This is a genomic window from Pyxidicoccus fallax (genome assembly GCF_012933655.1).
GTDB lineage: Bacteria > Myxococcota > Myxococcia > Myxococcales > Myxococcaceae > Myxococcus > Myxococcus fallax.
In genome coordinates this window covers 1-9375 of sequence record NZ_JABBJJ010000426.1, presented here as the reverse complement: position 1 = coordinate 9375, position 9375 = coordinate 1, and the positions used below count along the sequence as shown (strand labels likewise).

Genomic DNA, 9375 nt, shown 5'->3' with positions numbered 1-9375 from the left:
CCCCCGTGCAGCAGATCTCCGCCCCCGCCAAGGAGGGTGAGTCCGTGGTGGCCACCACCGTCGCGGTGACGCCCGCCGTCGAGGCCCCGCAGGACCGCGGCCAGCGCCGCTACCGCGAGCTGAACGACGCGGACCGCGAGAAGATGGAGCGCCTGGAGGCGCAGGCCAACAAGGAGCGCTCGCGCGCCGTGGAGCTGGAGAAGGAGCTGCGCCGCGTGAAGGGCCGCACCGAGACGCAGCAGCGCGTCTACGCCGCCGCCAAGTCCGACCTGGACCTGATGCGCGACAAGTACAAGGCGCTGGAGAAGCGCCTGAACCGGACGCTGCTGGAGCGCGACCTGCTGCGCCGGGCCATCAAGGACCTGGAGAAGAAGACGGGCATGCTCGCCGACCGCACCGAGCTGACGCCCGAGGAGATGGCCGCCAGCGACCAGCGCACCGAGGAGACCGCTCGCGTCCGCGCGGAGACCGAGGCCCAGGCCGCCGCCCAGCAGGCGCCCGCCGCCGAGCCCGCTCCGGCCGACAACGCCCCCGCCGTGGCCAGCGACGACCAGAAGCCCGCGTCCGTCTGAAGCACCGCCAGACTCCGTCGGGCCTGAAGGGCTCGGTCTCCCGGGAGCACTCCCGCGGGGCCGGGCCCTTCGCCGTTTCAGTCCTTCAGTCGTCCACGCCGTAGGCGGACGGCGCGGTGCCCTCGGCGGCCCGGAGCAGGCCGTCCTGGAGCTTTCCCAGGAGGCGCTTGAGCTCCGTCACCTCGGCCTCCTCCAGGTAGTGGCACAGCTCCCCGTCCATCCACTGGAGCGCGTCGCGCAGGAGCTGCACTTCGCCCTGGGCCTTCTCCGTCAGCTCCAGCTTCAGGCACCGGCGGTTCTCTCCGGCACGGCGGATGACGAGCCCGTCCTCCTCCAGTCGGTCCACCAGCCGGCTCGCCGCGGGCGCATCCACCGACAGGCGATCCGCCAGCATGGCCTGACTGGCGACACCTCCGGCGATGACCTTCAGCGCCAACAACTGCATGAAGGGCCTGCCCGTCTGCTCCCCAAGCCGCTCTGACACGAGACGGCGAAAGGTGCGACGCAGGGATGCGACTTGCTCGACGAGCGTCATTCTGTCTAGAAGAATGGTTGCAGACTACAACCGTTGTCAATTACATCGGTGCCGCGCAGGGCGTCAAAACCGGGGGGAATTTCGGCAGCACGGTCAGTCACTCCTTCCTTCTCGTGTGTTTGACGTATGGCAACCCATTCACTCCTCTTCCTGGCGCTCGCCGCCGCAGCGGTCCAATCCGACCCAGCCCCGGCTCCGAGCGAGCCTCTGCCCGTCCCCGCCGCCATCGTGGAGGACCCGATGCTCACGCCGGTTCCTCCCGCCCCGCGGGTGGTGAAGACGTGGGATGAGGCGCTCGCGCTGGTGAAGGAGCGGTCCACGGACCTGCGCAGCGCGGAGGCCGGGGTGGAGCGTGCCGCCGGCCGGTCGCGCCAGGCACTCGGGACGCTGCTGCCCAACGCGCGCGCCCAGGCCGGCGTGGCGTATGACCTCCTCAATCCGGACGTCCCCGCGTTCGGCGTGGGGGGCGGTGGCGCGCAGGTCGGCGGTGGCGCCACGGGCGGCAACGGCAAGGTGCCCACCGCGCCGCTGGGCACCGTCACGGGCACGCTGACGCAGTCCCTCGTGGACATCAGCGCGTGGCGCGGCCTGTCGTCGGCCCGGGCCGCCGAGACGGGCGCGGTGGCCAACCTCCACGACGCTCGCCGTCGCCTGACGCTGGGACTGGCGCAGGTGCTGGTATCCACCGTGGCCGCCGAGCGCGCCGCCGAAATCAACCGCGTGGGCCTGCAGCGCGCCCTGGAGCGCGCCGCCCTCACCCAGCGCTCCTTCGAGCTGGGCGCCGGCAACCAACTGGACGTGGTGCGCGTCAACCAGGACGTCGCCGTGGCGCGCGGCGCGCTCGTCTCCGGTGACGAGCAGCTGCGTCAGGCCCGCGAGGCCCTGGGCTTCGCGCTGGGCTTCGGCGCTCCCATGGGCGTCGACCCCTCCTTCAACCTCCAGGGCCTCGTCGACCAGGCGCGCAAGGACTGCGCTCCGCTGGACAGCCTCGACGCGCGGCCCGACCTCGTCGCGGCGCGCGCACAGGTGGAGTCCGCGCGTGACAGCCGCCGTCAGGCCTCCGCCGGCTATCTGCCCACGCTGGGCCTGTCCAGCACGCTGCTGGGCTTCACCACGGACCCGGGCTTCGGCCGCTTCGCGACGTGGAACGTCTCCGCCGTGCTGGCCGTGCCCCTCTGGGAGGGCGGCACCCGCGGAGGGCTGGTGCGTGAGCGCGCCGGCCTCGAGACGCAGGCGGAGGCGACGCTGGAGAGCGCCCGCCGCGACGTGGAAATCGAGGTGGCCCGGGCCCGGCGCGGCGTCGAGGTCGCCGAGGCGCTGGTGAAGACGGCCATCGAGTCGCGGGACCTGGCCGACCGGACCGACCGGCTGACCCGCCGTTCCTTTGAAGTGGGCCGCGGCAGCAGCCTGGAGCTGGTGCAGAGCGGCGCGGCATTGCGCCAGGCGGAGCTGAACCTGGTGCTGCGTGAATTCGAGCTCGTCCAGGCGCGCCTGGACGCATTCCTGACGGAGGCCCGGTGCGACTGGTGAACTGGAAGATGATGTGGAGTGCCGCCCTGGTGGTGACGGTGGCGGGTTGCTCTGGGAACAAGGCGCCGCCGGCCGCGCCTCCGCCTCGCGAGGTGGAGGCGGTGGCCGTTCAGCCCAAGGAGGTGCGCGACACGGGGGAGTACCTCGGCTCGCTCATCTCGCGGCAGAGCGTCACCGTGCTGCCGCAGGTGGCCGGCTACGTGCGCCGCATCCATGTGAAGCCCGGCCAGAAGGTGGAGGAAGGCACCCCGCTGGTGGAGGTGGACGCGCGCGAGGAGACGGCCGCGCTCGACAGCGCCCAGGCCCAGCTGAGCTCCGCCAAGACCAACCTGGAGCTGGCGCGCCGCACCCTGGCCCGCACCGAGGCGCTCAACAAAGAGGGCCTCGCGAGCGCCCAGGAACTGGAGAGCGCCCGCGCCCAGGTGGAGGCCGCCGAGGCCGCCTCGCGCTCCTCCGCGGCGCAGGTGACGCAGCGCCAGGTGCAGTTGCAGTTCAACCTGGTGCGCGCGCCCTTCGCCGGCACGGTGGGTGACGTGCTGGTGCGGCTGGGCGACTACGTCAGTGCCAGCACCGTCCTCACCAGCATCGCCCAGGCGGACGTGCTGGAGGTGAGCGTGGCGGTGCCCTCGCCGCGCGCCCGCGCGCTGAAGCCGGACACCGCGCTGGAAATCCTGGACGCGCAGGGCAAGGTGCTGCTCACCAGCAGCGTCTTCTTCGTGGCGCCCCAGGCCGACCCGCGCACCCAGCTGGTGGAGGTGAAGGCGGCCTTCCGCAACACCGTGGGCCTGCGCCCCAGCGAGCTGGTGCGCGCGCGCCTCGTCTACTCCGTGCGCGACGCGCTGCAGATTCCGGCGCTCGCGGTGGTGCGCCAGAGCGGCCAGCCCTTCGCGCTGGTCGTGCGGGAGAAGGAAGGCAAGACGGTGGTGGAGCGCCGTCCCATCACCCTCGGCGCGCTGGGGGAGATGGCCTACGTCGTCGAGAAGGGCCTTCAGCCGGGCGACCTCGTCGCGGTGTCCTCGCTGCAGGCGCTGCGCGACGGCATGCCCGTGAAGGTCAAGTCCGCGCCGGCCCCCCAGGGCGGCGCGCTGGGCAGCGCGTCGCAGCAGGGCGTCGCGGGAGGCGGCCCCGCCGGGGGCAGCCGCTGAGCAAAGGGACTCGCGCACATGTTCGTTGATTTCTTCATTCGCAGACCGGTCTTCGCCATCGTCTGCTCCATCCTGCTGACGCTCGTGGGGGCCATCGCCATCCCCACGCTGCCCATCGCCCAGTATCCGGACCTGGCCCCGCCGCAGGTCACGGTCACCGCCAACTACGTGGGTGCCAGCTCCGAGGTGGTGGAGAGCGCCGTCACCATTCCGCTGGAGCAGGAGCTCAACGGCGTGGAGGGCATGCGCTACATCACCTCCACCAGCAGCAACGACGGCACCAGCTCCATCACCATCACCTTCGAGCCCACCCGTGACATCGAGGTGGCCGCCGTCGACGTGCAGAACCGCGTCAGCCGCGCCGCCTCCCGCCTGCCCGCGCAGGTGAACCAGACGGGCATCGTCGTCAACAAGGCCTCCAGCCAGATGCTGATGACGGTGGCGCTCTTCAGCCCGGACGAGCGCTACGACGCGAAGTTCCTCAGCAACTACGCCGACGTGAATCTCAAGGACGCCATCAAGCGCGTGCGCGGCGTGGGCGAGGTCCGCATCTTCGGCGAGCGCAAGTTCTCCATGCGCATGTGGCTGGACCCCACGGAGCTGGCGCGCCGCAAGCTCACCCCGCAGGACGTCACCCGGGCCCTCCAGGAGCAGAACCTCCAGGTGGCCGCGGGCCAGGTGGGTCAGCCGCCCTCCGCGGATGACCAGCCCTACCAGCTCGCGGTGCGCGCGCGCGGCCGGCTCGTGGAGCCGGAGGAGTTCGGTGAAATCGTCCTCATGCGCCAGACGGACGGCAAGGCCGTGCGCGTGAAGGACGTGGGCCGCGTGGAGATGGGCGCGGAGAACTACGGCACGCTGCTGCGCTTCGGCGGCAAGCAGGCCATCGGTCTGGCCATCTTCCAGTTGCCCACCGCCAACGCGCTGGACGTGCGCGACGGCGTCTACGCGGAGCTGGAGCGCCTGTCGAAGCAGTTCCCGCCGGGCATGGAGTTCCAGACGGGCACCGACACCACGCTCGCCGTGCGCGCCTCCATCAACGAGGTGCTCCGGACGCTGGTGGAGGCCATCGCCCTCGTCATCCTCGTCATCTTCCTGTTCCTGCACGGCTGGCGCAGCGTGCTCATCACCGCCTTCACCCTCCCCGTCTCGCTGATTGGCACCTTCGCCTTCGTCCAGCTGATGGGCTTCTCCATCAACACCCTCACCCTCTTCGGCCTCACCCTGGCCACGGGTCTCGTGGTGGACGACGCCATCGTCGTCATCGAGAACATCGAGCGGTTGATGGCGGAGAAGCACCTGTCTCCGGCGCAGGCCGCGCGCGAGGGCATGAAGGAGGTGGCCAGCGCCGTCATCGCCATCTCCATCGTGCTGGTGGCGGTGTTCGTCCCCGTGGCGCTCTTCCCCGGCACCACCGGCGCCATCTATCGCCAGTTCGCGCTCACCATCGCCGCGTCGGTGGCGCTGTCCACCTTCTGCGCCCTCACCCTCACGCCCGCCCTCAGCGCGCGGATGCTGAAGCACCACACCGGCGAGAAGTGGATCTTCTTCCGCAAGGTGGACCAGGTGCTCGACTGGACGAAGTCCGTCTACGGCCGGAGCCTGCGCAAGCTGCTCCAGCGTCCGGTCATCATCCTGGCGGCGTTCCTCCTGTGCATCGCCGGCACGGTGGCGCTCTTCAAGATGGCGCCCACGGGCTTCATCCCCGACGAGGACCAGGGCTACCTCATCATCTCCGTGCAGGGCCCGGAGGGCATGGCGCTGGCCCAGACGGAGAAGGTGCTGGCCGAGGCGGAGAAGGTGCTCAAGGACCAGCCGGAGGTGCGCGCCATGTTCGCCATCGGCGGCTTCTCCTTCCAGGGCACCGGCCCCAACATGGCCACCATCTTCACGTCGCTCAAGCCGTGGGACGAGCGCCCGGGGAAGAACCAGTCCGTGGCCGCGCTGGTGGAGCGGCTGCGTGCGCCGCTCAGCCGCATCGGCGGGGCGCGCGTGGTTCCCTTCCAGCCTCCGGCCATCCGCGGCGTCGGCAGCGTGGGCGGCTTCCAGTACATCGTCGAGGACGTGGACGGCACCAGCTCGCTGGACCAGATTGCCTCCGCCGTGCAGGCGCTGACGGCCAAGGCCAACGAGGACGGCCAGCTGCGCGGCGTCTTCACCACCTTCAACGCCGACACGCCGCTCCTGGACGTGGAGGTGGACCGGCAGAAGGCCAAGGCGCTCGGAGTCCCCATCGAGCAGATCTTCGGCACGATGCAGGTCTACATGGGCAGCCAGTACGTCAACGACTTCAACTACGCCAACCGCACCTACCGCGTGTACGTGCAGGCCGAGCAGCAGTTCCGCGACAGCCCGCAGGACATCGGCGCCTTCTACGTGCGCAGCGACAGCGGCGACATGATTCCGCTGGAAGCGCTGGTGAAGGTGGAGCCCACCGTGTCCGCCCAGGTCATCCGCCACTACAACCTCTTCCGCGCCGTGGAGCTCAACGGCCAGCCCGCGCCGGGCGTGTCCTCCGGTCAGGCCCTGGAGAAGATGGAGCAGCTGGCCGCGCAGGTGCTGCCGCAGGGCATGAGCGCGGAGTGGACGGGCATCAGCCTGGAGCAGAAGCAGAGCGGTGGTCAGACGCTCATCATCTTCGGCCTGGGTCTGCTCTTCGTCTTCCTGGTGCTGGCGGCGCAGTACGAGAGCTTCAGCCTGCCGCTGGTCATCATCCTCTCGGTGCCGCTGGCCATCATGGGCGCGCTCGGCCTGCAGCTCGCGCGTGGCTTCGCCAATGACGTGTTCTGCCAGGTGGGCCTCGTGATGCTGGTGGGCCTCGCCAGCAAGAACGCCATCCTCATCGTCGAGTTCGCCGAGCAGCTGCGTGAGAACGGCAAGAGCGCCATCGACGCGGTGGTGGAGGCGGCCGAAGTCCGCCTGCGTCCCATCCTGATGACGTCGATTGCGTTCCTCCTCGGCGTGGTGCCGCTGATGACGGCGTCGGGCGCGGGCGCCGCCTCGCGCAACTCGCTGGGCACGGCGGTGTTCGGCGGAATGCTCGTGTCCACCATCGTCAACTTCGTCTTCATCCCCGGCCTGTACGTGCTGATGCAGAAGCTGCGGGGCGAGACGAAGCGGAGCACGGGCGAGGACGAGGTGGTGCCGACGCCGGCTCCGTCTCACTGAGCCAGGGGGCGCACGCCCCTTCCCTGATGTAGACGCGGGGCCCGGGGCAGTTCGCCCGGGCCCTCGTCATTTGTGCCGGGCGGCTTCGATGAGCCCGGCCAGCAGGGTGCGGTGGCAGATGGACTCGAGGATGCAGTCCTTCGAGCACAGCAGCGTCACCGTCTCGCCCCGGTCCACGCGGGCCGCCAGCTCGGCGACGTGCTCGTGCTGCGCTTGCATCTCCCGGGTGTACCGCTCGCGGTACTCGTCCAGGGTGATGGGGGTGCGGCCCTTGCCGTAGAACGCGTCGAAGAGCTCCGGGCTGGGCGCCAGGTCGCGCATCCACACGTCCCAGGTCTCCTTCGCCTTGGGCAGGCCGCGCGGCCGGTACCGGCAGATGAGGACGCGGAGCCCGTCATCGGGCTCCGCGGGAACACACCAGCGACGGGTCTTGATGGGCATTCCTCTTCAACCCCCGGACGGCCGCTCGGGATTCCTACCGCTCGACGAGCGGGGGATCCACGTAGCAGACGAAGGGCGTGGAGATCTTGTAGGCGCTCGTGGTGCCCCAGTTGACGTGAATCGTCGAAGGCGGGCAGCCGTACTCCCGGACGCCCACGAGCGTCGTGTAGGAGGAGTCGCTGTAATAGGAGTCGCGGGTGCCCTTCCTCACCCCGCCGATGGGGCCCTGCTGCGTCACCTCACCCGCTTCGGGAACGGGAGCCGGCGCCTCGCCCTCCTCCAGGGCGCCGCCGCCACAGCCGACCGCGTGAATCGCGAACATCGCCACCGCAGAAACCAGCAGACGCTTCATCTGGGACTCCTCCGCGACAAGGTGAGGAGCGAATCGTACCCGCGCTCTCCTGCCAGCGAACAGGGGCCGACCTTCCCTCGGACGATGTGGGTGACACCGAATGTCGCTCGGGAGGTCTCGCCAGTCCGTTGCAGCCGGGTTTCTATTGCCTTGGTGTAACAGGAGCTGAAAAGCCGGGGCGGGAGGGGGCACGGGTGCCCCGCTCCGCCACGTCACCGCGTCAGAACTGGATGCCTTCGCTGGAGCCGCTGCCGCCCGCGCCGAGCCAGTAGTTGAAGCGCGGAGTCCCCGTCCAGGTGAAGGGCGCCGAGGTCTTGCCCTCGTCATTGATGAGCGTGACGCCATCGCGCTCGAAGCGGCGGCCCAGCCGGCCGCACGTGCCGTCCCGCGTCGCCTCTGGGAAATCGTTCCCCTCGGGCACGTCCCAACAGTTGCCCACGGCGGACACGAAGGGCCAGCCGGCCCGGTCCACGCGCAGGTTGATGGCATTGCCCTGGAGCGTGTTGCGCCCGTGTGCAATCGCCGACCCCAGGTCCACCGGCGTGGTCCCCGTGGAGGTCATCCACGCCCCCGGCCCCTGGTTCCGGCTGAAGTCGCAGTCACGTGCCTTCAGGCCGCCCACCTTCACGCCCGCGCCGCGGTTGTCGACGAACTGCGTGAACTCGGCGCTGTCGATGTAACCGGCGGTGCCAGCCACGCTGTTGCCGAAGCCGACGACGCCGCCCGCGTCCTGCGAGCCGTCTCCGTTGTTCCTGATTCGGATGGGGTGCTCCTCGCTGCCTTGCAGCGTGACCACGCCATTCAACCCGGCGAGGGTGATGCCCCGGAGGCGGTTGTCCTCGATGGTGGTCGGCTGATTCTTCGTCGACACGGTGACGTGGCCCCGGGTCGTGAGGCCCTCGCCATTGCCCGTCAGATGGACGTCGGTGAGCTCGGGAACGAGGAGCGCCGAGTTGTCAATCAGGACATGCTCCGCCTCGACGCCCTTGTCGAAGCCCGTCACCTTCACGTTCTCCATCCGCGTTCCCATCAGGGTGAACCGGTCCCCCTTCTGGCCCTGGATGACGGTCGCATTGGCGCCGTACAGCTCGCCCTGTCCCACGAGGACCGAGGGCGGGTTGACGGTGAGGCTGCCCGAGACGTGGTGGGTGCCCGGGGACAGGCGGACGGGGCAGGAGTTGCACAGGGGCCGGACGCAGCCACCACAGAGGTTCCTCGCGGCGAGGATGGACGCGACGGGCCGCAGCCGCGTGCCACGCCCCGCCTCATCCGAGCCGTTGACCGGGTCGACGTACGGAGTGGACACCTCGAAGGGCAGCGTCGCCGTGCCGGCGGCCGTCGTCAGCTCCAGCACGAAGTCGGAGGGGTGCGTCTCCCCGTACGACATGAACAGGCTGACCTCCACCTCGGAGTCCGTCGCCGAGAAGATGCCCGTGGGCTGTGCCTCTCCCGTGCCCGAGGCGGGCCGCGCCACCACGGACGTCGTGCCGCTCAGCCCCGAGCCACGCAGGAAGACGTTGACCGACCGGCCCCAGACCATGTCCGGGGGCGTGGCGGACGTGAGCCGCGGTGCCGCCTCGGCGGGCGCCGTCACCTCCACGGACAGCCGCACCACCTGCCGCACCCCACCCGCCC

The 9375-nt window shown here is 70.2% G+C and carries 7 protein-coding genes and 1 pseudogene; 4 read left to right on the top strand and 4 right to left on the bottom strand.

Features of this window, described 5'->3' with window-relative positions; all coding sequences use genetic code 11:
• Positions 1–572, top strand: a pseudogene (locus HG543_RS47600) (cell envelope biogenesis protein TolA); the annotation flags it as partial.
• Between the two features lie 85 nt (positions 573–657).
• Here HG543_RS47600 and HG543_RS47595 read toward each other — a convergent pair.
• On the bottom strand, positions 658–1017 hold the full coding sequence (locus HG543_RS47595; RefSeq protein ID WP_246357820.1) for a MarR family winged helix-turn-helix transcriptional regulator: 360 nt from the start codon (positions 1015–1017) through the stop codon (positions 658–660).
• A gap of 216 nt (positions 1018–1233) precedes the next feature.
• On the opposite strand from HG543_RS47595, the gene HG543_RS47590 reads away from it, so the two are divergent.
• The 3 genes from HG543_RS47590 to HG543_RS47580 are packed head-to-tail and all read left to right on the top strand — an operon-like array spanning position 1234 to position 6947.
• Positions 1234–2637: a TolC family protein gene (locus HG543_RS47590; RefSeq protein ID WP_169351609.1), complete on the top strand. Its 1404-nt coding sequence runs from the start codon at positions 1234–1236 to the stop codon at positions 2635–2637.
• Positions 2625–3782, top strand: coding sequence for an efflux RND transporter periplasmic adaptor subunit (locus HG543_RS47585; RefSeq protein ID WP_169351608.1), 1158 nt, complete (start codon positions 2625–2627; stop codon positions 3780–3782). The genes HG543_RS47590 and HG543_RS47585 overlap by 13 nt, the downstream gene beginning before the upstream one ends.
• Before the next feature lie 18 nt (positions 3783–3800).
• Complete coding sequence (locus tag HG543_RS47580; RefSeq protein ID WP_169351607.1) at positions 3801–6947, top strand: efflux RND transporter permease subunit; 3147 nt, start codon at positions 3801–3803, stop codon at positions 6945–6947.
• 66 nt (positions 6948–7013) lie between these two features.
• On the opposite strand, the gene HG543_RS47575 is transcribed toward HG543_RS47580, so the two are convergent.
• The 3 genes from HG543_RS47575 to HG543_RS47565 form a co-directional block, all read right to left on the bottom strand.
• Positions 7014–7388 (bottom strand): DUF488 domain-containing protein, encoded by a 375-nt coding sequence (locus HG543_RS47575; protein ID WP_169351606.1) that lies wholly within the window; start codon positions 7386–7388, stop codon positions 7014–7016.
• 34 nt (positions 7389–7422) lie between these two features.
• Positions 7423–7740 carry a hypothetical protein gene (locus tag HG543_RS47570; protein ID WP_169351605.1) on the bottom strand — a complete coding sequence of 106 codons (318 nt, stop codon included), beginning with the start codon at positions 7738–7740 and terminating at the stop codon, positions 7423–7425.
• Positions 7741–7960: 220 nt separating this feature from the next.
• Positions 7961–9375, bottom strand: a 1415-nt coding sequence (locus HG543_RS47565) for a hypothetical protein (protein WP_169351604.1), incomplete at its 5' end; no start/stop codon positions are given.

Coding starts and splice junctions, on each gene's coding strand:
- HG543_RS47595 (WP_246357820.1), bottom strand. CDS start 1,017: ATGCAGTTGTTGGCGCTGAAGGTCATCGCCGGAGGTGTCGCCAGTCAG.
- HG543_RS47575 (WP_169351606.1), bottom strand. CDS start 7,388: ATGCCCATCAAGACCCGTCGCTGGTGTGTTCCCGCGGAGCCCGATGAC.
- HG543_RS47580 (WP_169351607.1), top strand. CDS start 3,801: ATGTTCGTTGATTTCTTCATTCGCAGACCGGTCTTCGCCATCGTCTGC.
- HG543_RS47590 (WP_169351609.1), top strand. CDS start 1,234: ATGGCAACCCATTCACTCCTCTTCCTGGCGCTCGCCGCCGCAGCGGTC.
- HG543_RS47570 (WP_169351605.1), bottom strand. CDS start 7,740: ATGAAGCGTCTGCTGGTTTCTGCGGTGGCGATGTTCGCGATTCACGCG.